16 protein-coding genes and 1 riboswitch are annotated in these 21,206 nt (G+C 73.0%); of the genes, 11 read left to right on the top strand and 5 right to left on the bottom strand.

Annotation, left to right across the window (positions count from 1 at the left end; all coding sequences use genetic code 11):
• Positions 1-138 precede the first annotated feature (138 nt).
• Positions 139-1,737, bottom strand: a complete 1,599-nt coding sequence (locus tag ACFVYS_RS31495) for an ABC-F family ATP-binding cassette domain-containing protein (RefSeq protein WP_389507566.1) — start codon at positions 1,735-1,737, stop codon at positions 139-141.
• A gap of 245 nt (positions 1,738-1,982) precedes the next feature.
• Between ACFVYS_RS31495 and ACFVYS_RS31490 the strand changes: the two genes are divergently transcribed.
• Complete coding sequence (locus tag ACFVYS_RS31490) at positions 1,983-2,396, top strand: VOC family protein (RefSeq protein ID WP_389507564.1); 414 nt, start codon at positions 1,983-1,985, stop codon at positions 2,394-2,396.
• 75 nt (positions 2,397-2,471) lie between these two features.
• Here the strand turns inward: ACFVYS_RS31490 and ACFVYS_RS31485 are convergent, their stop codons facing one another.
• The 3 genes from ACFVYS_RS31485 to ACFVYS_RS31475 form a co-directional block, all read right to left on the bottom strand.
• Positions 2,472-3,908 (bottom strand): hypothetical protein, encoded by a 1,437-nt coding sequence (locus ACFVYS_RS31485; RefSeq protein ID WP_389507562.1) that lies wholly within the window; start codon positions 3,906-3,908, stop codon positions 2,472-2,474.
• A 192-nt stretch (positions 3,909-4,100) separates the two neighbouring features.
• On the bottom strand, positions 4,101-5,237 hold the full coding sequence (locus ACFVYS_RS31480; protein WP_389507560.1) for an alpha/beta hydrolase family protein: 1,137 nt from the start codon (positions 5,235-5,237) through the stop codon (positions 4,101-4,103).
• A gap of 62 nt (positions 5,238-5,299) precedes the next feature.
• The gene (locus ACFVYS_RS31475; protein ID WP_389507558.1) at positions 5,300-6,031 is read right to left on the bottom strand and encodes a class II aldolase/adducin family protein; all 732 of its coding nucleotides are present in this window, start codon (positions 6,029-6,031) and stop codon (positions 5,300-5,302) included.
• Positions 6,032-6,618: 587 nt separating this feature from the next.
• Between ACFVYS_RS31475 and ACFVYS_RS31470 the strand changes: the two genes are divergently transcribed.
• The 9 genes from ACFVYS_RS31470 (at position 6,619) to cobI (ending at position 19,530) form a co-directional block, all read left to right on the top strand.
• The gene (locus ACFVYS_RS31470) at positions 6,619-7,872 is read left to right on the top strand and encodes an anion permease (protein ID WP_389507556.1); all 1,254 of its coding nucleotides are present in this window, start codon (positions 6,619-6,621) and stop codon (positions 7,870-7,872) included.
• 34 nt (positions 7,873-7,906) lie between these two features.
• On the top strand, positions 7,907-8,128 hold the full coding sequence (locus tag ACFVYS_RS31465) for a hypothetical protein (protein ID WP_389507554.1): 222 nt from the start codon (positions 7,907-7,909) through the stop codon (positions 8,126-8,128).
• Positions 8,129-8,258: 130 nt separating this feature from the next.
• A riboswitch (cobalamin riboswitch) is annotated at positions 8,259-8,401 on the top strand.
• Between the two features lie 99 nt (positions 8,402-8,500).
• Positions 8,501-9,490, top strand: coding sequence for a cobalamin biosynthesis protein (locus tag ACFVYS_RS31460; protein WP_389507552.1), 990 nt, complete (start codon positions 8,501-8,503; stop codon positions 9,488-9,490).
• Entirely contained in the window at positions 9,487-11,007 is a 1,521-nt protein-coding gene (locus ACFVYS_RS31455; protein ID WP_389507550.1) for a cobyric acid synthase, read from the top strand. Before ACFVYS_RS31460 ends, ACFVYS_RS31455 begins: the two co-directional genes overlap by 4 nt.
• Positions 11,004-14,660, top strand: a complete 3,657-nt coding sequence (cobN, locus tag ACFVYS_RS31450) for a cobaltochelatase subunit CobN (RefSeq protein ID WP_389507548.1) — start codon at positions 11,004-11,006, stop codon at positions 14,658-14,660. The genes ACFVYS_RS31455 and cobN overlap by 4 nt, the downstream gene beginning before the upstream one ends.
• The gene (locus tag ACFVYS_RS31445; protein ID WP_389507546.1) at positions 14,657-16,705 is read left to right on the top strand and encodes a putative cobaltochelatase; all 2,049 of its coding nucleotides are present in this window, start codon (positions 14,657-14,659) and stop codon (positions 16,703-16,705) included. Before cobN ends, ACFVYS_RS31445 begins: the two co-directional genes overlap by 4 nt.
• Positions 16,705-17,304 carry a cob(I)yrinic acid a,c-diamide adenosyltransferase gene (gene cobO / locus ACFVYS_RS31440; protein WP_389507544.1) on the top strand — a complete coding sequence of 200 codons (600 nt, stop codon included), beginning with the start codon at positions 16,705-16,707 and terminating at the stop codon, positions 17,302-17,304. The genes ACFVYS_RS31445 and cobO overlap by 1 nt, the downstream gene beginning before the upstream one ends.
• 4 nt (positions 17,305-17,308) lie before the next feature.
• Complete coding sequence (locus ACFVYS_RS31435; protein WP_389507542.1) at positions 17,309-18,802, top strand: cobyrinate a,c-diamide synthase; 1,494 nt, start codon at positions 17,309-17,311, stop codon at positions 18,800-18,802.
• Entirely contained in the window at positions 18,799-19,530 is a 732-nt protein-coding gene (gene cobI, locus ACFVYS_RS31430) for a precorrin-2 C(20)-methyltransferase (RefSeq protein ID WP_054239289.1), read from the top strand. The genes ACFVYS_RS31435 and cobI overlap by 4 nt, the downstream gene beginning before the upstream one ends.
• A gap of 17 nt (positions 19,531-19,547) precedes the next feature.
• Here cobI and ACFVYS_RS31425 read toward each other — a convergent pair whose 3' ends face one another.
• Positions 19,548-20,276 carry a ZIP family metal transporter gene (locus ACFVYS_RS31425; RefSeq protein WP_020130448.1) on the bottom strand — a complete coding sequence of 243 codons (729 nt, stop codon included), beginning with the start codon at positions 20,274-20,276 and terminating at the stop codon, positions 19,548-19,550.
• Between the two features lie 110 nt (positions 20,277-20,386).
• Here ACFVYS_RS31425 and cobM point away from each other — a divergent pair, with 110 nt between their 5' ends.
• On the top strand, positions 20,387-21,205 hold the full coding sequence (gene cobM / locus ACFVYS_RS31420; RefSeq protein ID WP_389507540.1) for a precorrin-4 C(11)-methyltransferase: 819 nt from the start codon (positions 20,387-20,389) through the stop codon (positions 21,203-21,205).
• The last annotated feature ends 1 nt before the right edge of the window (position 21,206 follow it).

The following is a 21,206-nucleotide window of genomic DNA, read 5'->3' as shown; positions in this document are numbered from 1 at the left end:
ATGATGGATCACCGGTAGGCCGAATGATCCAGACGAATGATCCAACATCGTGGATCACATCCTGGATCACATCCTGGATCACATCCTGGATCACCCGGTGGATCACGACGTGGAGCACGCCGCGGAGCCGGCGTTCGGTCAGGCCAGCGCGACCAGATCCGCGTAGTCGGCACCCCACAGGTCCTCGACACCGTCGGGCAGCAGGATGATCCGCTCGGGCTGGAGTGCCTCCACGGCGCCCTCGTCGTGGGTGACGAGGACGACCGCGCCCTTGTAGGTACGCAGCGCGCCGAGGATCTCTTCGCGGCTGGCCGGGTCGAGGTTGTTGGTGGGCTCGTCGAGCAGCAGCACGTTGGCCGAGGAGACCACGAGGGTGGCGAGGGCCAGCCGGGTCTTCTCGCCGCCGGAGAGCACTCCGGCGGGCTTGTCGACGTCGTCGCCGGAGAACAGGAACGAGCCGAGCGTCTTGCGGACCTCGACCAGATCCAGGTCGGGGGCGGCGGAGCGCATGTTCTCCAGGACCGTACGCTCCGGGTCGAGCGTCTCGTGCTCCTGGGCGTAGTAGCCGAGCTTCAGGCCGTGGCCCGCGACGACCTCGCCGGTGTCGGGCCGCTCCGCCCCGCCGAGCAGACGCAGCAGGGTCGTCTTGCCGGCGCCGTTCAGACCGAGGATGACGACCCGGGATCCCTTGTCGATCGCCAGGTCGACGTCGGTGAAGATCTCCAGCGAACCGTAGGACTTCGACAGGCCCTCGGCCATCAGGGGAGTCTTGCCGCAGGGCGCGGGCTCGGGGAAGCGGAGCTTGGCGACCTTGTCGGACTGACGGACCGCCTCCAGGCCGGAGAGCAGCTTGTCGGCGCGGCGGGCCATGTTCTGCGCGGCGACCGTCTTGGTGGCCTTGGCGCGCATCTTGTCGGCCTGCGAATGCAGCGCGGCGGCCTTCTTCTCGGCGTTCTGGCGCTCGCGCTTGCGGCGCTTCTCGTCGGACTCGCGCTGCTGCTGGTAGAGCCGCCAGCCCATGTTGTAGACGTCGATCTGGGAGCGGTTGGCGTCCAGGTAGAAGACCTTGTTGACGACCGTCTCGACCAGGTCGACGTCGTGACTGATGACGATGAAGCCGCCGCGGTAGGTCTTGAGGTAGTCGCGCAGCCAGACGATCGAGTCGGCGTCGAGGTGGTTCGTCGGCTCGTCGAGGAGCAGGGTGTCCGCGTCCGAGAACAGGATGCGGGCCAGCTCGACCCGGCGCCGCTGACCGCCGGAGAGCGTGTGCAGGGGCTGGCCGAGCACCCGGTCGGGCAGGTTGAGCGCGGCGGCGATGGTGGCGGCCTCGGCCTCGGCGGAGTAGCCGCCCTTGGTGAGGAACTCCGTCTCCTGGCGCTCGTACTGGCGCATCGCCTTGTCACGGGTGGCGCCCGCGCCGTTCGCGATCCGCTGCTCGTTCTCGCGCATCTTGCGGATCAGGATGTCCAGTCCGCGTGCGGAGAGGATGCGGTCGCGGGCCAGCACGTCGAGGTCGCCGGTGCGGGGGTCCTGCGGGAGGTAGCCGACCTCGCCGGAGCGGGTGACCTGGCCGGCGGCCGGGATGCCCTCGCCGGCCAGGACCTTGGTCAGCGTGGTCTTGCCGGCGCCGTTGCGCCCGACCAGACCGATGCGGTCACCCTTGGCCACCCGGAAGGAGGCGTTCTCGATGAGGATGCGGGCACCGGCGCGCAGCTCGATGCCGGAGGCGGAGATCACGGACAGACTCCAGAGCGGGGGTCGTTGGCAGGATGGACGGCCGAGGACGTTCCCGCCGTCTAATGCGCGAGGAGAATGGCCATGAGGGCCAGTCTAACGGGATCGTGCAAGCACTTTTTCTGGGTTCAGGTGTTCGATCTTTGCGCGCTCCCGCCGGATCTTCCTCCCGGGGGCGTTGTCGGTGGTGGGTGCCAGACTGGGCGGCGGATGACGAATCCGGCATGGATCACAAGGGAGTGATCGGCATGGCAGGCACGAACAGCGGGCGCCCGAGCATCTATCCGACGGTGCTGTACACCGACGCGAAGGCGGCGATCCGGCAGCTCACGGAGGCGCTGGGGTTCGCGGAGCTGTCCGTCTACGAGGGCGAGGACGGCTCGGTCGTGCACGCCGAGCTGGTGCAGGGCAACGGCGCGGTGATGCTCGGCTCGAAGGGCCGCGGCGGGGTCTTCGACGCGGCGATGAAGGACGCGGGCCCGACCGGGGTGTACGTCGTGGTGGACGACGTCGACGCACACCACCGGCGGGCCGTGGAGCACGGCACGGAGATCCTGATGCCCCCGACGGACCAGGACTACGGCTCCCGGGACTACATGGCCCGCGACCTCGAGGGCAACCTCTGGAGCTTCGGCACCTACGCGCCCGAGATACAGGGCTGAGAGCCCCGCCGGAGCCCGCGCGGAGCTCGTGCGGAGCCCGGCGCCGAGTTCGTGCGGAGCCTGCGGCGAGTTCGTTCAGCTGCCCCCGGTGTGCACCTGGAAGGCGGCCCGGCGGACGGCCTTGGCCAGCGCCGGGTCGGGGTGCGCGGCGGCGAGCGCCACCAGCACCTGCACGGTGCGCGGATGTCCGACGGCCCGCACCTCGGTCAGCAGGGCGGGGACGGTCGGCTGGAGCGCGGACTCCAGGTGACGTACGAGCATCGGCGCCTCCCCGTGGTCGGCGACGGCCGCGGCGGTGTCGACCCACAGCCAGGTGGCCTCCTGCCGGGTGAGCACCTCGTGGGCGTCCTCCGGGTCGACGCCGTCGTGCTCGGCGAGCCACAGCAGCGCGTACGGCCGCAGGGCGGGCTCGTCGACGACCGCGCGGACATCGGGCTCGGCGGGGGCACCGACGACGCGCAGCGCCTCGAAGGCGAGACCGCGCAGCAGGGCGTCGTCGCCGCGGGCGGCGAACAGCAGCTCGGCGACGGCGCTGCCGACGGTCCGGGCGGCGAGCCAGGCGCGGTACTCGGCGCGGGCGGCGTTGGGGCGCAGCTGGGCGCAGCCGCGGAGCATGGCCTCGGCGGACTGCTCGATGTTGCCGGCGGGGCTCTGCGCGGCGACGCAGATCTGCTCCAGCTTGACCCAGACCGCCCAGCTGCCCAGCGGTGTGAGCGTGGCCTGGCCGGCGCCGTAGGTGAGGGCGCCCACGGCCGCGAGGGCGTGCAGGGCCCAGTCGAGGAGGGGGGCGAGTTCGGCGTCCTGGGCGGGCTCCGCCGGGTCGGCGTCGACGGAGAGGACCGGGGCGATGGGGGTCGCGGGTTCCGAGCCGGCGCCGTAGGGCACCTCGCAGCGCTCGGTGCGCAGTTCGGTGACCCGCTGGCGCAGCAGGTCGAGAAGCTGCTCCACGGGGACGGGCCCGGCGGAGAGCTGGAGGAAGGACAGCACCTGGGGCATGGCCGAGACGACCTCGGCGACGGCGCCTGGCTCCTGGTCCGCGGGTTCCGGAGAGGCGAGCGACCAGGCGTCGAACAGGGCGACCCAGCCGCGCAGCACGGCGCTGTCGTCGCGGTTCCAGGCGCGCAGCCGCCAGCCGGGGCGGGCGCTGTCGCCGTGCACCTCGACGAGGCCGGCGAGCCGGGCGGTGTCCCAGTCGGCGCGGATCCGGTCCGTGGTCAGGCCCAGATCACTGGCGGCCCGCTCGGCGGTCGCGTCGGAGAGGGTGGCCTTGCCGTCGGTCGTGGCGGCGTCTCGGCCGGGGCCGAGGGCGTTGTCGGCCCAACGGGCGACACGGGCCGCGGCGGCCAGTCCGGAGCGCGCCATTCTGGCCAGCTCCGCGGGGGCCGGGGTGCCCTCCGGCGGGCGGGGTGCGGGGCGGCGCGGGCGCCGCTCGTTCACAGCTGAGGGGGCGGCGGCCAGGGGTCGCGGGCGGACGAGTCGAAGCCTGGAGTCGCGCGGGATACGGGACGTCACGGGTGCAGTCTTCCGGTTGACGGTCCGAAAACCCAAACGGAATGTCACGGCGGGCTACGGGACTGGCCAAGGCACGGGTTTCCGTGACGGGCGGAGAGGCTCCTTCAGGCCAGTGGTACGGGCTTAAACGGAACCGGCGGCACCGGTCCGGGCGCCCTGTCGGGGCGCGCCTGTGCGCGTCAGGTCAGCGGGTCACATGAGCGGGGTCAGGAAGCGGCGCAGGGCCTCCTCGTAGGCCGCGGGGTCCGGGTTCCACATGGCGCCGTGCGGGGCGTGCGGGACGGTGTGCAGGGTGACCAGCTCGGGGCGGAGGCCGGCGAGCCGGCGGGAGGCGCCCCAGGGGGCGACGGTGTCGTCCGGTCCGTGCAGGACGAGGGTCGGGACCCTCAGCCGGTCCGGATCGGCGGCCGCGTCGCCGTGGCCGCCGGACGCGGTGTGCGGTCCGGTGCGGCCCTCGGCGGCGCGGACGGCGAGCGGCAGCAGCGCGCCCGGGGTGCGCCGGGCGGCGGCCAGGGCGCGCACCGTCGTCCGCCAGTCCAGGACCGGGGAGTCCAGCACCAGCCCGGAGACGAGGTCGCGCAGCCCCGAGTCGGCGGCGGCCCGCAGGGCCATGGTCGCGCCGGTGGACCAGCCGAACAGCACGACGCGTTCGGCGCCGTACCGCACGGCGTACCGCATCGCCGCGTCCAGGTCGCGCCACTCGGTCTCGCCGAGGTGGTTCAGGCCGTCCGGGGAGCGGGGCGCGCCGAGATCGCCCCTGTAGGCGAGGGCGAGGACGGGGAAGCGGCGGCGGTGCAGGAAGCCCATGATGTTGAGGGCGTGTTCCCGGGTGGTGCCCAGACCGTGCACGGCGATCACCCAGGTGCGGCGCGGGCCGGGCACGAACCAGGCGGGCAGGTTGCCCAGCTCGCCGGGGATGTCGATGTCGGCGTGGTCGAGACCGAGGGCGCTGCCGGGGTTGCCGACATACAAATTGGGAGTGAGCCAGACCGCGTCGCCGGCGCTCAGGGTGCCGTGGGTGATCCGCTCCAGGCGGCGTACGACGGTGTCGGCGGAGTGCGGGGCGGTGGGCAGGAGGGGGCCCACGACGGCGTGGGAGCCGTTGCCGGAGAGGCCGTAGGTGCCGGGGCGCAGTGCGGCCAGGTCACGGGTGAGGGTGATCTGGTCGGCGGCCGTGCCGTGCACGGTGAGCCGGGGTTCGGTGGGCAGGGGCCGGCCGGGCGGCGCCTTCAGCGCGGCGTCGCTGGCCAGCCGGCCGGCGGCGACACTGACGGCGGCGGCGGCCAGGGCTGCGGTGACGGCGGCGGCCGTCGCTTTGACAGTGCGCACCCGTCCAGTGTCCCGGCCCGCCTTCCTCCCGGCCAGTGGTGGAGCCGGTCGGGGACGGCCGGTCACTCCCGCTGCCCGTACCCGCGCAGTCGCTCGCCCGCCTCCGCGACCTGTTCCTCCGTCAGGAGTGTGGGGCTCAGGCCGGGCACGGACGAGGCCGTCAGCCACAGGCGGCACATCCACTCCAGCTGGGCCGTACGGTCGTAGGCCTGGTCGAGGGTGGAGCCGTGGGTGAGGGTGCCGTGGTTGCGCAGGAGGCAGCCGCTCCGGTCGACGAGGGCGCGGAGCATGTTCTCGGCCAACTCCTCGGTGCCGTAGGTCGCGTAGGGGGCGACGCGGACGGATCCGCCGAGCGCGCCCGCCATGTAGTGGACGCGGGGAAGCTCGGTGACCAGGGTCGAGACGGCGGTCGCGTGCACGGCGTGGGTGTGGACGACCGCCCCTGCGTCCGTGGTGCGGTAGACGGCGAGGTGCATGGGCAGCTCGCTCGTCGGGCGCAGGGTGCCGAGGACCTGCCGGCCGGCCAGGTCGACGCCCGTGACGTCGTCCGGGGTGAGCCGCTCGTAGGGTACGCCCGACGGGGTGACCAGCACGGTGTCGCCGACGCGTACGGAGACGTTGCCGGAGGTGCCGACGACCAGCCCGTCGGTCACGGTGCGGCGGGCCGCCGTCACGAGCGCCTCCCAGGCCCGCGCCTCTTCGAGGACCGCATGCCTCCCCCGCTGCTCCGGCCCGTTCGGTCCGTCGTCCCGGTAACCCCGGGCGTCCCCCTGCTCGCGTCGCTGCTCAGCCATGCCGCGATCCTGCCAGGAGGCACCGGGGACCGCCGGGCTCTTCCGCGGCATGTACCGCTTCGCCTTGCCGGACCGGGGCTCGGGGCGGGGCAGGCCGTGCATTTCGTACACAATGGCGGCGGCCGGAGCGCCGACGGCCGGACCCCGCCGCCAGCCGACGGCCGGACCCCGCCGCCCACGCTCGACGTCGGGTGCCACGCCTACGACACCCCTATGACGGGGCGCCGACGCCACGGCCCGATCGAGGCCCGGACGGCCACGCGGATCACGCCCTGTGGGCCGCCCGTCACGGGGCGTCCGGCGCCGGGACCCTGCCGGCCGGACGGCAGGCAGGGACCTTCTGACAGTACGCCGACAGCGGCGGCCGGCCGGGTGACCGGAATCTCTTTCACGGCTCCGAGACCCGGTTGTGCGGGCTCCACAAAGACCGGTACCCGTACGGCGCTTGACCCCGGCCCCGGCGTCCCGGCGGAAGACCGTCGCACCCCTCTTACACAGACACCCTGACGCCCTTCCCAGTTCATCTTCCGTTCACCCAGATTGCTTACGGTCAACGCGCCAATGACTTCGAACGATTGCCTGGGTAAATGGAAAACTTCTCGCTGATCCTCGCGATTGTGGTCGTCACCGCACTTGCGTTCGATTTCACGAACGGTTTCCACGACACCGCCAACGCGATGGCCACCACCATCTCGACCGGTGCACTCAAGCCCAAGGTTGCGGTGGCCATGTCCGCCGCGCTCAACCTTGTGGGAGCTTTCCTCTCGGTGGAGGTCGCCAACACGATCTCCAAGGGTCTCGTCGACGAGACCGGCATCCGTCCCGAGGTCATCTTCGCCGCCCTGGTCGGCGCGATCCTCTGGAACCTCCTGACCTGGCTGGTGGGCCTGCCCTCCAGTTCCTCGCACGCCCTGATGGGCGGTCTGATCGGCGCCACCATCGCCTCCGCCGGAATGGGCGCGGTGCACGGTGACGCCCTGGTCACCAAGGTGCTGATCCCGGCGATCGCGGCACCGATCGTCGCGGGCGTCGCGGCGATGCTCGCGACCCGCCTCTCCTACACCCTCGGCAAGAAGGCCGACGGCAAGGCCGCGGCCAAGGGCTACCGCGCGGGCCAGATCGCCTCGGCCGGCCTGGTCTCCCTCGCCCACGGCACCAACGACGCGCAGAAGACGATGGGCATCATCACCCTGGCCCTGGTGGCCGGCGGTGCCGTGGCCCCCGACTCCGACCCGCCCACCTGGGTCATCCTCTCCGCCGGCCTGGCCATCGCGCTCGGCACCTACCTCGGCGGCTGGCGCATCATCCGCACCATGGGCAAAGGCCTGACCGACCTCCAGCCGCAGCAGGGCTTCGCCGCCCAGACCAGCGCGGCCACGGTCATCCTGGCCTCCTCGCACCTCGGCTTCTCCCTCTCCACCACCCACTCGGTCTCCGGTGCGGTGATGGGCGCCGGGCTGGGCCGCAAGGGCGGTGTGGTCCGCTGGTCGACGGCGACCCGGATGTTCGTGGCGTGGGGCCTGACGCTCCCGGCCGCGGCCCTGGTGGGCGCGCTCGCCGAGGCCGTCACCGGCCTGGGCGACTGGGGCACGGCCCTCGTCGCGGTCTTCCTGATCGCCTCCAGCGCGGCCATCTGGAAGGTCTCCCGGCGCGAGGTCGTCGACGCCTCGAACGTCAACGAGCCCGACGAGCCGGCGGGCGTCGTCACGACGGCGATCGCCGCCGTCACCCCGCCGCCCGCGGGCACCCTGGCCGAGGACCTCACGGACCTGACGGCCACGATCCCCGGCCCGGCGGCAGAGCCCGCGACCCCCGCCGCTCCCCCGGCCGCGGCCGTCTGAGCCCGCGCACCCGGCACGAAGGAAGAGAAGAAGCATGAAGATCGACTGGGCAGCCCTGGGCTCTGTCTTCGGCGTCAGCCTCGTGGTCACCGTGGGCCTCGTCGCCCTGTTCACCCTCGGCGTCGTGGGCCTGTCGCGGCAGGAACGCGCGTCGGCGCAGGGCGGCTCGGCCACCCTCGCGGTGACCGGCGCGTACGCGTGCTTCGCGGCCTGCGCGGCGGCGGTGGCGTACGGGATCTCGCTGATCGTCGCCTGACGCCCCATCCGAACACCCCCGAGGTGCGGGACGGATCACCGTCCCGCACCTCTTGGCGTTCGCGGTCCCGCCGACCCGCGCCGTGTGGGGTTCTGCACACTCGAGCCTCGCAGGTCAAAGGCAAGTTGACGGCTCTTGCGGGCCGTGGTGGACTGCCCGAGCCATGTACGGCAGCAGAAGAGGAAGCCGGTGTGAATCCGGCGCGGTCCCGCCACTGTGACCGGGGTAGAAACCCCCGGGAGCCAGGAACTCTCGCCGCCGGTCTCGTCGAACCAGGGCGTGGACACCCTGAGTGAGGACAAATCGCCATGCTCGCTCGGTCGTTGAGGTACAGCACCAGGTCGCTGCCCGACCCCTCGGCCGGCTGAGCCGATGCGTGCCGATCGCCTCTACGCGTACGGCGCCGCCACCGGCCTTCTGGGCGACCTGCTGCTCGGCGATCCCCGCCGAGGGCATCCCGTCGCCGCGTTCGGGCGGGCCGGCGGTGCCGTCGAGCGGCTGCTGTGGCGGGACCACCGGGGAAGCGGTGCCCTGCACGCCGTCGTGTGCGCCGGCGGGGTCGTGGCCCTGGGAGCCGTCGCCGAGCGGGCCGTACGCCGCTCCCCCGCCGCCACCGTCGCTCTCGTCTCCGCCGCCACCTGGGCCGTGGTCGGGGGCAGTTCGCTGGTCCGGGAGGCCCGCGCCATCGGCCGGGCGCTCGAAGCCGGGGACGTCGAGGCCGCCCGGGAGCGGCTGCCGCATCTGTGCGGGCGGGATCCGCACGCGCTGGACGCCGACGGGATCGCCCGCGCGGTCGTGGAGTCCGTCGCCGAGAACACCTCCGACGCCGTCGTGGGGGCGCTCGTGTGGGGGGCCGTGGGCGGGGTGCCCGGCCTGGTCGGGTTCCGGGCCGTCAACACCCTGGACGCCATGGTCGGTCACCGGTCGCCGAGGTATCTGCGCTACGGCTGGGCCGCCGCCCGTCTCGACGATGTCGCCGGATGGCCGGGAGCCCGGCTGACCGCCGTGCTCGCCGCCCTCTCGGGGGACGATCCGCGGGGCGCCGTGCGGGCCTGGCGGGCCGACGCCCGCCGGCATCCGAGCCCCAACGCCGGGCCGGTGGAGGCGTCCTTCGCGGGCGCCCTCGGGGTGCGGCTGGGCGGGACCCTGTCGTACGCCGGGCGGGTCGAGCACCGGCCGGTGCTGAACGGCGCGGCCGGGCGGCCCGTCGTCGCCCGGGACATCGAACGTGCCGCGCGGCTCTCCCGCCGCGTCGGTCTGCTCGCGCTCGGCGTCACCGTCGCCGCGCGCGCCGTCGCCACGAACATCGTCGCGAGCAGCCGGCGCGACCAGAGGAACCAGCGGAAGGGGCGTACGACATGAGCGGGGGTCTGGGCGGGGGCCTCCTCGTCGCCGGCACCACCTCCGACGCCGGCAAGAGCGTCGTCACGGCCGGGATCTGCCGGTGGCTGGTGCGGCAGGGGGTGAAGGTCGCACCCTTCAAGGCGCAGAACATGTCCCTCAACTCGTTCGTGACGACCGAGGGCGCCGAGATCGGGCGGGCCCAGGCCATGCAGGCCCAGGCCTGCCGGGTGGAGCCGACCGCGCTGATGAACCCCGTGCTGCTCAAGCCGGGCGGTGAGCAGAGCAGTCAGGTCGTGCTGCTCGGCAAGCCGGTGGGCGAGATGACCGCCCGGGGGTATCACGGCGGGCGGCAGCAGAAACTCCTCGGAACCGTTCTCGACTGCCTCGCCGAGTTGCGGGGCACGTATGACGCGGTGATCTGTGAGGGGGCGGGCAGTCCGGCCGAGATCAATCTGCGGCGGACCGACATCGTGAACATGGGGATCGCGCGGGGTGCGCGGCTGCCCGTGCTCGTCGTCGGCGACATCGACCGCGGGGGCGTCTTCGCCTCCTTCTTCGGCACCGTCGCCCTGCTCTCGCCCGAGGACCAGGAGCTGGTCGCCGGGTTCCTGGTCAACAAGTTCCGCGGGGACGTCTCCCTGCTGGAGCCCGGCCTGGACATGCTGCACGGGCTCACCGGACGGCGGACGTACGGCGTGCTGCCGTTCCGGCACGGGCTCGGGATCGACGAGGAGGACGGGCTGAGGGTCTCGCTGCGCGGGACAGTGCGGGAGTCGAACACCGCCCCGCCCGTCGGCGAGGACGTGCTGCGGGTCGCCGTCTGCGCCGTCCCGCTCATGTCCAACTTCACGGACGTGGACGCGCTGGCCGCCGAACCCGGCGTCGTCGTGCGGTTCGTGGACCGGCCCGAGGAACTGTCCGACGCCGACCTGGTGGTGATTCCGGGGACCCGGGGAACCGTGCGCGCCCTGGAGTGGCTCCGCGAGCGGGGGCTGGCCGAGGCCATCGTCCGCAGGGCCGCCGAGCAGCGGCCCGTCCTCGGCATCTGCGGTGGCTTCCAGCTCCTCGGCGAGCACATCGAGGACGAGGTCGAGAGCCGGCTCGGACACGTGGAGGGCCTCGGAGTCCTCCCGGTCCGGGTGCGGTTCGCCCGCGAGAAGACCCTCACCCGACCGGTCGGGGAAGCCCTCGGCGAGCGGGTCGAGGGGTACGAGATCCATCACGGGGTCGCCGAAGTCCTGGGCGGGGAAGCCTTCTTGGACGGATGCCGGGTCGGCGGCGTCTGGGGCACGCACTGGCACGGCTCGCTGGAGTCGGACGGTTTCCGGCGGGCCTTCCTGCGCGAGGTGGCGGCCGCCGCGGGCCGCCGTTTCGTGCCCGCCGCCGACACCTCGTTCGCCGGGCTGCGCGAGGAGCAGCTCGACCGGCTCGGCGACCTGATCGAACAGCACGCGGACACCGACGCGCTCTGGCGGCTCATCGAGTCGGGCGCGCCGCAAGGACTGCCTTTCATTCCACCGGGAGCGCCCGCATGAGCACAGTGTTGTTGTTGTCGACCGCCGATACGGATCTGCTGGCGGCCCGGGCCGCCTCCGGCGCCTCGTACCGGATCGGCAACCCGACCCGGGTGGATGTCGCCGGGGAACTCCCCGCGCTCCTCGACGGCGCCGACATCGCGGTCGTCCGGCTGCTCGGCGGCAAGCGGGCCTGGGAGGACGGGCTCGCCGCGCTCAAGGCGTCCGGTGTGCCGACCGTGCTGCTGGGCGGCGAGAGCGTGCCCGACGCGGAGTTGATGGCCGAGTCGTCGGTGCCCGCCGGTGTGGTGGCGGAGGCGCTGCGGTATCTCGTCGAGGGCGGACCGGCCAACCTGACCGAGCTGGCCCGCTTCCTGTCCGACACCGTGCTGCTGACCGGTGAGGGTTTCGTCGAGCCGCAGAAGATGCCCGAGTACGGCGTCCATGGCGAGCGTGCCTTCGTCGAGGGCCGGCCGACCATCGGGGTGCTCTTCTACCGGGCGCACGAACTGAGCGGCAACACCGCCTTCGTGGACACGCTGTGCGACGCGGTCGAGGCCCGCGGCGCCAACGCCCTGCCCGTGTACTGCGGTTCGCTGCGCGGGGCGGACCCGGGGCTGTACGAGATCCTCGGGCGGACCGACACCCTCGTCGCCACGGTTCTCGCCGCCGGCGGCGCGCACGCCTCGCAGGCCTCGGCGGGCGGGGACGAGGAGGCCTGGGACGTCGGCGCGCTCGCCGACCTCGACGTCCCCGTGCTGCAAGGGCTGTGCCTCACCTCGTCGAAGAGCGCCTGGGAGGCGTCCGACGCCGCCCTCTCCCCCATGGACGCGGCGATGCAGGTCGCCATCCCGGAGTTCGACGGACGGATCATCACGGTCCCCTTCTCCTTCAAGGAGCAGGGCCCGGACGACGTACCGGTGTACGTCGCCGACCCCGAGCGGGCCGGACGTGTCGCCGGGATCGCCGTACGGCACGCCCGGCTCCGGCACAAGCCGAACGGCGAGAAGAAGCTCGCGCTCGTCTTCACCGCCTACCCGACCAAGCACTCCCGGGTCGGCAACGCGGTCGGCCTCGACACCCCCGCCTCGGCCATCCGGGTCCTGGACGCGCTGCGGGACGCCGGGTACGGGGTCCAGGGGCATCCGGACAACGGCGACGAGCTGATCCACCGGCTCATCAACGCCGGTGGCCACGACGTCGAATGGCTCACCGAGGAGCAGTTGGCCGCCGCGCCCGCCCGGGTCCCGCTGGCCGACTACCGGGCCTGGTTCGACAAGCTCGACCCGCGCTTGCGCGACGGCATGCTGGAGGCGTGGGGCGAGCCGCCGGGTTCGCTGTACGTCGACGGGGACGACATCGTGCTGGCCTCCCTGCAGTTCGGGAACGTCGTCGTGATGATCCAGCCGCCGCGCGGCTTCGGCGAGAACCCGATCGCGATCTACCACGACCCCGACATGCCTCCGTCGCACCACTACATGGCGGCCTACCGGTGGCTGGAGAACAGCTTCGGCGCCGACGCCGTCGTGCACATGGGCAAGCACGGCACGATGGAGTGGCTGCCCGGCAAGGGCCTCGGGCTGAGCGGCGGCTGTGCCCCGGACGCCGTCCTCGGTGATCTGCCGCTCGTCTACCCGTTCATCGTCAACGACCCCGGCGAGGGCACCCAGGCCAAGCGGCGCGGGCACGCCACCGTCGTCGACCATCTCGTGCCGCCGATGGCACGCGCCGACACCTACGGCGACCTGGCCAAGCTGGAGCAGCTGCTCGACGAGTACGCGCTCGTCTCCGACCTGGATCCGACGAAGGCGCCGGCCGTGCGCGCGCAAATCTGGACGCTGGTCAAGGCGGCCGAGCTGCACCACGACCTGCATGTCGACGACCAGCCGGGCGACGACGACTTCGACTCGTTCGTGATGCACATCGACGGCTATCTGTGCGAGATCAAGGACGTGCAGATCAGGGACGGGCTGCACATCCTCGGCGGCGGTCCGGTCGGCGAGGCGCGGGTGAACCTCGTGCTGGCCGTGCTGCGCGCCTCGCAGGTGTGGGGCGGGCAGGCGAACGCGCTGCCGGGACTGCGGGCCGCGCTGGCCGCCCACTTCGGGCTGGTGGAGAAGGAGCTGCTCGCCGAGCCGGGCGCGCCGGTGAAGGTGCCGGCCGAGCTGACGGATCTCGTCGAGGGCCCCGCCCGTACCGGCGCCGACGCCATCGACCTGCTGGAGCAGCTGTGCCGGCGGATCGCGGAGGGCGCGGAGAAGCGCGGGTGGGCCGTCGCCGGGAGCCGGGCGCTGGTCCGTGAGGTCCTGGGCACCGAACTCCCGGACGCCGTCGCGGTGCTGGAGTTCGCGTGCACGGAGGTCGTACCGCGGCTGGAGCGGACCACCGACGAGGTCGGGCACATCCTCAAGGCGCTGGACGGCGGTTACGTCCCGGCCGGTCCGTCGGGCTCTCCGACGCGAGGGCTGGTCAACGTTCTGCCGACCGGCCGCAACTTCTACTCGGTCGACCCCAAGGCCATTCCCTCCAGGCTGAGTTGGGAGGTCGGGCAGTCTCTCGCCGACTCCCTCGTGCAGCGGTACCTCCAGGACACGGGCGACTACCCGAAGTCCGTCGGCCTGACGGTCTGGGGCACCTCCGCGATGCGCACCCAGGGCGACGACATCGCCGAGATCCTGGCGCTGCTCGGCTGCCGTCCGGTGTGGGACGACGCCTCGCGCCGGGTGACGGGCTTCGAGGTCGTGCCCCTGGCCGAGCTGGGCCGGCCGCGCATCGACGTCACGGTCCGTATCTCCGGGTTCTTCCGGGACGCGTTCCCGCACGTGGTGGGGCTGATCGACGACGCGGTGCGGGCGGTGGCCGAGCTGGCCGAGCCCGCCGAGTCCAACTTCGTGCGCGCCCACGTGGACGAGGACGCCGCCGCGCACGGCGACCGGCGACGTGCGACGGCCCGTGTCTTCGGCTCCAAGCCGGGGGCCTACGGGGCGGGGCTGCTGCCGCTGATCGACGCCCGCAACTGGCGCTCGGACGCGGACCTCGCCGAGGTGTACGCCGTCTGGGGCGGATACGCCTACGGGCGCGGGCTCGACGGGCGGGCGGCGCGGGGGGACATGGAGACGGCGTTCCGGCGGATCGCCGTCGCGGCCAAGAACGTGGACACGCGCGAGCACGACCTCGTCGACGCCGACGACTACTTCCAGTACCACGGCGGCATGGTCGCCATGGTGCGGCATCTGACGGGCGCCAACCCCGAGGCGTACGTGGGCGATTCCGCGACACCGGACCAGGTGAAGACGCGGACGCTCGGCGAGGAGACGCATCGCGTGTTCCGGGCCCGGGTGGTCAACCCGCGCTGGATGGCGGCCATGCGCCGGCACGGCTACAAGGGCGCCTTCGAGATGGCGGCGACCGTCGACTACCTCTTCGGGTACGACGCCACCGCCGGAGTCGTCGACGACTGGATGTACGAGAAACTCAGCGCCGAGTACGTCTTCGACGCAGAGAACCGGGACTTCATGAAGAAGTCCAACCCGTGGGCCCTGCGGGGCATCACCGAGCGGCTCCTGGAAGCCGCCGACCGCGGACTGTGGGCCGAGCCGGACGCCGACACGATCGAGCGGCTGCGCGCCACCTATCTGGAGCTCGAAGGCGACCTGGAGGGCGACGAGAAGTGAGTACTCCTTTCCCGTTCACGGCCGTCGTCGGCCAGGACGACCTGCGGCTCGCGCTGCTGCTGAACGCCGTCTCGCCGGCGGTGGGCGGGGTGCTGGTCCGTGGTGAGAAGGGCACCGCCAAGTCCACGGCCGTGCGCGCCCTCGCGGCGCTCATGCCCGCCCTGGACGTGGTCTCCGGCTGCCGGTTCTCCTGCGACCCCGACTCCCCCGACCCCGCCTGCCCGGACGGGCCGCACGAGCCGGGAGCCTTCGAGACCCGGCCGGCCCGGATGGTGGAACTGCCCGTCGGCGCCTCCGAGGACCGGCTGGTCGGCGCCCTCGACATCGAGCGGGCGCTCGCCGAGGGGGTCAAGGCCTTCGAGCCGGGGCTCCTCGCGGACGCGCACCGCGGGCTCCTGTACGTCGACGAGGTCAACCTCCTGCACGACCACCTGGTCGACCTGCTGCTCGACGCGGCCGCGATGGGCGCCTCGTACGTGGAGCGCGAGGGTGTCTCCGTGCGTCACGCCGCGCGGTTCCTGCTGGTCGGGACGATGAACCCCGAGGAGGGCGAGCTGCGGCCGCAGTTGCTCGACCGGTTCGGGCTGACGGTGGAGGTGGCCGCCTCGCGCGAGCCCGACCAGCGGGTGGAGGTCGTCCGGCGCAGGCTCGCCCACGACGACGATCCGGCCGGTTTCGCCGAGCGGTGGGCGGACGAGGAGAGCGCCGTACGCGGGCGGATCGTGGCGGCGCGCAAGCTGTTGCCTTCGGTTCGGCTGGGCGACGGGGCGCTGCGGCAGATCGCGGCGACCTGCGCCGCCTTCGAGGTGGACGGCATGCGGGCCGACATCGTGATGGCGCGGACGGCCACCGCGCTGGCCGCCTGGGCCGGGCGCACCGACGTGCTCGCGGAGGACGTACGGCAGGCGGCGCTGCTGGCGCTGCCGCACCGCCGGCGCCGGAACCCCTTCGACGCCCCGGGGCTCGACGAGGACAAACTCGACGACACGCTGGAGGAGTTCGCCGGCCCGGACGACGAGGACCCCGACCCCGACCCCGACGGGCCGGGCGGTGGGGGCGGCGGGGAGCCGCCGCGGTCCGACGGTGACGGTCCGCAGGGTGACGACACCGCCGCCCGTCCCGAGACGGACGAGAGCCCGGCGAGCACGGAGAGCGGCGAGGGCGGCGAGGGCGGGGAACCCCGGCCCGCCGGTTCCGGTGCCGGGGAGCAGTCCGCCGTACGGGCCGCCGAGCCGTTCCGTACGAAGGTGCTGAGCGTGCCCGGGCTCGGTGAGGGCGCGGCCGGACGGCGCTCACGGGCGCGGACCGAGCACGGGCGCACGACGGGTGCGCGGCGGCCCCGCGGAACGCTGACCAAGCTGCACCTGGCCGCGACGGTGATGGCCGCCGCCCCGCACCAGCGGGAGCGCGGGCGGTCCGGGCGCGGGCTGGTCGTACGCCGGGACGATCTGCGGCAGGCGACCCGGGAGGGGCGTGAGGGCAACCTCGTGCTGTTCGTCGTGGACGCGTCCGGGTCGATGGCGGCCCGGCAGCGGATGAGCGCGGTGAAGGGTGCCGTGCTGTCGCTGCTGCTCGACGCCTACCAGCGGCGCGACAAGGTGGGACTCGTCAGCTTCCGGGGGACGGCCGCGGATCTCGCGCTGCCGCCCACCTCGTCGGTGGACGCCGCCGCCGTACGGCTGGAGTCGCTGCCCACCGGCGGGCGGACGCCGCTCGCCGCCGGGCTGCTCAAGGCGCACGACGTGCTGCGGGTCGAGCGGCTGCGGGATCCGGCACGGCGGGCACTGGTCGTCGTGGTGACGGACGGACGGGCCACCGGCGGCCCTGAACCGGTCGCTCTCGCCGGGCGGGCGGCACGGTTGTTCGCCGCCGAGGGGATCGCGTCGGTGGTCGTCGACTGCGAGTCGGGGCCCGTGCGGCTGGGGCTCGCGGGGCAGCTCGCGGGCGAGCTGGGGGGTACCGCCGTGACGCTGGACGAACTACGGGCGGACTCCATCGCCGGGCTGGTCAGGGACGTGCAGGGGACTTCGAGGAGGGCCGCGTAATGCCTCAGGGACAGCCGAGTGTGGTGCCGGACGACGGGCTGACGACACGTCAGCGACGCAACCGGCCGCTGGTCGTCGTGCACACCGGGATCGGCAAGGGCAAGTCGACCGCCGCGTTCGGGCTCGCGCTGCGGGCCTGGAACCAGGGGTGGCCCATCGGGGTGTTCCAGTTCGTCAAGTCGGCGAAGTGGAAGGTCGGCGAGGAGAACGCGCTGCGCGTGCTGGGGGCGTCCGGTGAGGGCGGTTCCGTCGACTGGCACAAGATGGGCGAGGGGTGGTCCTGGGTCCAGCGGGACTCCCAGATGGACAACGAGGAGAAGGCCCGCGAGGGCTGGGAGCAGGTCAAGCGGGATCTCGCCGCCGAGACGTACAAGCTGTACGTGCTCGACGAGTTCGCGTACCCCATGCACTGGGGCTGGGTCGACACGGACGAGGTCGTCGACGTGCTGCGCCATCGGCCGGGCACCCAGCACGTCGTGATCACCGGGCGGAACGCGCCGGAGAAGCTCGTCGACGTCGCCGACCTCGTCACCGACATGTCCAAGGTCAAGCATCCGATGGACGCGGGCCAGAAGGGGCAGCGGGGTATCGAGTGGTGAAGCCGTGCTGACCTCCCCGTCCTCCCCGTCCCCGTCGGCCTCCGTGCCCCGGCTGGTCGTCGCCGCGCCGTCGTCCGGCAGCGGCAAGACGACCGTCGCCACGGGGCTGATGGCCGCGCTCACCGCGCGGGGGCTCACCGTGTCCCCGCACAAGGTCGGGCCGGACTACATCGACCCCGGGTACCACTCGCTCGCGACCGGGCGGGCGGGGCGCAACCTCGACGCGTATCTGTGCGGGCCGGAGCTGATCGGGCCGCTGTTCGCGCACGGTGCGCGCGGGTGTGACATCGCCGTGGTCGAAGGGGTCATGGGGATGTTCGACGGGGCCGCCGGGGAGCGTGAGCTGGCGTCCACCGCCCAGGTGGCGAAGCTGCTGCGGGCGCCGGTCGTGCTCGTGATCGACGCGTCGTCGCAGTCGCGGTCGGTGGCCGCGCTCGTGCACGGGTTCGCCTCCTGGGATCCGGAGGTACGGATCGGGGGCGTGATCTTGAACAAGGTCGCCTCCGACCGGCACGAGGAGTTGTTGCGGGAGGCGCTCGAGTCGGCCGGGGTGCCGGTGCTGGGTGTGCTGCGGCGGGTGGCTCAGGTGGATACGCCGTCCCGGCATCTGGGGCTGGTGCCGGTCGCCGAGCGGCGGGCTGCCGCGGTCGACTCCGTCGCGGCCATGGGGTCGCAGGTTGCCCAAGGGTGCGATCTTGAGGCCCTGGTCGCGCTGGCTCGTGGTGCGGGGGTTCTGTCGGGTGCGGCCTGGGACGCGGCCGAGGCGCTTGATTCCTCGCCCCCGCCGCCCCTTCCCGTCCCGACCCTGGGGGCTGCGCCCCCAGACCCCCGCTTTCGGCCTGAAGGGCCTCGTCCTCAAACTCCCCCAGAGGGGGGACCCCCAGACGGGCTGAAAGGGAAAGTGCGGGTTGCTGTCGCGGGTGGGGCTGCCTTCACCTTTTCCTATGCCGAGCACGCCGAGTTGCTCGGTGCCGCCGGGGCCGAGGTGGTCGTGTTCGACCCGCTCCGGGACGAAAGGCTTCCCGAGGGGACGCGCGGGCTGGTCGTCGGGGGTGGGTTTCCCGAGGTGTACGCCGCCGAGCTGTCGTCGAACGAGGCGCTCCGCAAGGAGGTCTCCGCGCTCGTGGAGGCCGGTGCGCCGGTCGCCGCCGAGTGTGCCGGGCTGCTGTACCTGTGCCGGGAGCTGGACGGGCAGCCCATGTGCGGGGTGCTCGACGCCACCGCGCGGATGAGCGAGCGGCTCACGCTCGGGTACCGGGACGCCGTGGCCGTGAGCGACAGTGTGCTGGCCGTGGCCGGGACCCGGATGCGCGGACACGAGTTCCATCGGACCGTCGTCGAGCCCGGCTCGGGGGCGGCTCCCGCCTGGGGGGTGCTGGCCCCGCGGCGGGTCGAAGGTTTTGTGGAGCGCGGTGTGCACGCGAGTTATCTGCACACGCACTGGGCGTCCGAGCCCGGTGTGGCCCGTCGGTTCGTGGAGAGGTGCCGGACGTCATGAGCAGCAAGCTGGTCGGAGTCGGGGTGGGCCCCGGGGATCCGGAGCTGGTGACCGTCAAGGGCGTCAACGCGCTGCGGGCCGCCGAGGTCGTCGTCGTGCCCGTGATGGACAGCGGGGAGCGCGGGCGGGCCGAGGCCACCGTGCTGCACTACGCGCCGGCGGAGAAGATCGTCCGGGTCGTCTTCGCGCTCAACGAGCGGACCGACCGGGCGCGGCGGGAGGCCGCCTGGGACGCGGCCGGGGAGCGGGTCGCCGCGTTGCTGCGGCAGCACGGCAGCGTCGCCTTCGCGACCATCGGCGATCCCAACGTGTACTCCACCTTCACCTATCTCGCGCAGACCATCGTGGAGTCGGTGCCGGGTGTGGTGATCGAGACCGTCCCGGGGATCACCGCCATGCAGGATCTCGCGGCGCGGTCGGGTGCCGTACTGACCGAGGGCACCGAGCCGTTGACGCTGGTGCCGGTGACCGCGGGTTCGGCCGTGCTGAAGGACGCGCTCGCCGGGCCGGGAACCGTCGTGGCCTACAAGTTCGGGCGGCAGGCCGCCGAGGTCGCCGAGGCGCTGCGGGAGACCGGGCGGATCGGGGACGCCGTGTGGGGGTCGGCGCTCGGTCTCGCGGAGGAGTCCATCCGGCCCGCCGGGGAGCTGGACGGCGAGCCGCTGCCGTATCTCTCCACGCTCATCGCGCCCGCGCGGCGCGAGGGCGGCCGGGGCGGCAAGCTGTGAGTCCGCCCGCCGCCGGGTCACGAGGCCAGGCCCACCACCAGCCAGATGAAGGCCGCGCCCGCGATCGTGCACAGCACGGTCGAGCGGGCGGGGTGTTCGTGGTGCGCCTCGGGGAGGATCTCGGCGGCCGCCAGATAGAGGAGCGCGCCGCCGAAGAAGCCCAGATAGGCGCCGAGCAGCTGCTCGGGGATGGTGACGAAGGACGTCGAGGCCGCGCCGACGACCGGAGCGGCGGCGTCCGCGAACAGCATGGCCAGGGCCTTGCGGCGGTCGTTCCCGTACAGGCTCGTGATCGTGTAGGTGTTGAAGCCGTCCGCGAAGTCGTGGGCGATGACCGCCAGCGCGACGGCGATGCCCATGCCGCCGCCCACCTGGAAGGCCGCGCCGATCGCCACGCCGTCCATGGCGCTGTGGCCGACCATCGCCGCGGCCGCCGTCAGGCCTACCTCGGGGGCCCGGCCGTCGTGCTCCTCGGCGCCGTGCGCGGCCTGCCGTACCGCCAGCAGACGTTCGACCAGATGGGCCAGCAGGAACCCCGCCACGAACAGCAGCAGCGCGGCCGGGACGCCGAAGACCTCGGTGCCGGCCGCCTCCAGTGCCTCGGGCAGCAGATCCAGGCCGACGACGCCCAGCATCAGGCCGCCGGCCAGGCCCAGCACCAGGTGGCGGCGGTCGGTCACGCGCTGTGCCGTCCAGCCGCCGGCCAGCGTCATGAGGAACGCGCCGAGCGCGACGAAGACCGCCATGGCCCCTTGCTATCCGATCAACCCCCGGTCGCGCACATCCGCGGCGCCCGCCGACCCCGCAAAACATCTGCAATGCACACACAAAGCCCGCTATGAGAGGACCCGAACCCATGGCCGATGCCCCCACCGGCAAGGTGACCTTCGTCGGTGCCGGCCCCGGCGCTGCCGACCTGCTGACGTTCCGCGCCGCGCGTGCCATCGCCGACGCCGACGTCGTGATCTGGGCCGCGAGCCTGGTCCAGGCGGAGGTTCTCGAGCACGCGCGTGAGGGTGCGGAGATCCTCGACTCGGCGACCATGTCCCTGGAGGACGTCGTCGCCGTCTACGAACGGGCCCGCCGGGAGGGGCTGAAGGTCGCCCGCATCCACTCCGGCGACCCCGCCCTCTGGGGCGGTACCCAGGAACAGCTCGACCGGTGCGAGGAGATCGGCGTCGAGACCGAGATCGTGCCCGGGGTGTCCTCCTTCTCGGCCGTCGCCGCGCTCGCCCGGCGCGAGCTGACGATCCCCGAGGTCGCGCAGTCGGTCGTCCTCACCCGGCTCGGCGGCGGCAAGACGCCGATGCCGCCCGGCGAGGAGGTGCGGGAGTTCGCCAAGCACGGCACGACCATGGCGATCTTCCTGTCGGCCGCGCGCAGCGGTCAGCTGGTGCGGGAGTTGCTGGAGGGCGGCTACCCGACCACCACCCCGGTGGTCATCGCCTACCAGGCGACCTGGCCGGAGGAACTGGTCGTGAAGTGCACGATCGAGACGCTGGAGGAGACCGTCAAGGAGCACAAGCTCTGGAAGCACACCCTCTTCCTGGTCGGCCCGGCCCTCGACGCGCACGGCACCCGCTCGCACCTGTACCACCCCGGTCACTTCCACGGCTATCGCAAGGCCGACCCGGAGGCCCGCCGGGCGCTGCGGACACGGGGTGCCAGTACGTGAG

This window comes from Streptomyces sp. NPDC058295 (assembly GCF_042880655.1).
In the GTDB taxonomy this organism is placed as follows: Bacteria; Actinomycetota; Actinomycetes; order Streptomycetales; family Streptomycetaceae; genus Streptomyces; species Streptomyces coriariae.
The sequence above is the reverse complement of the archived record's forward strand: the minus strand, read 5'-3'. Positions and strand labels throughout refer to the sequence as shown.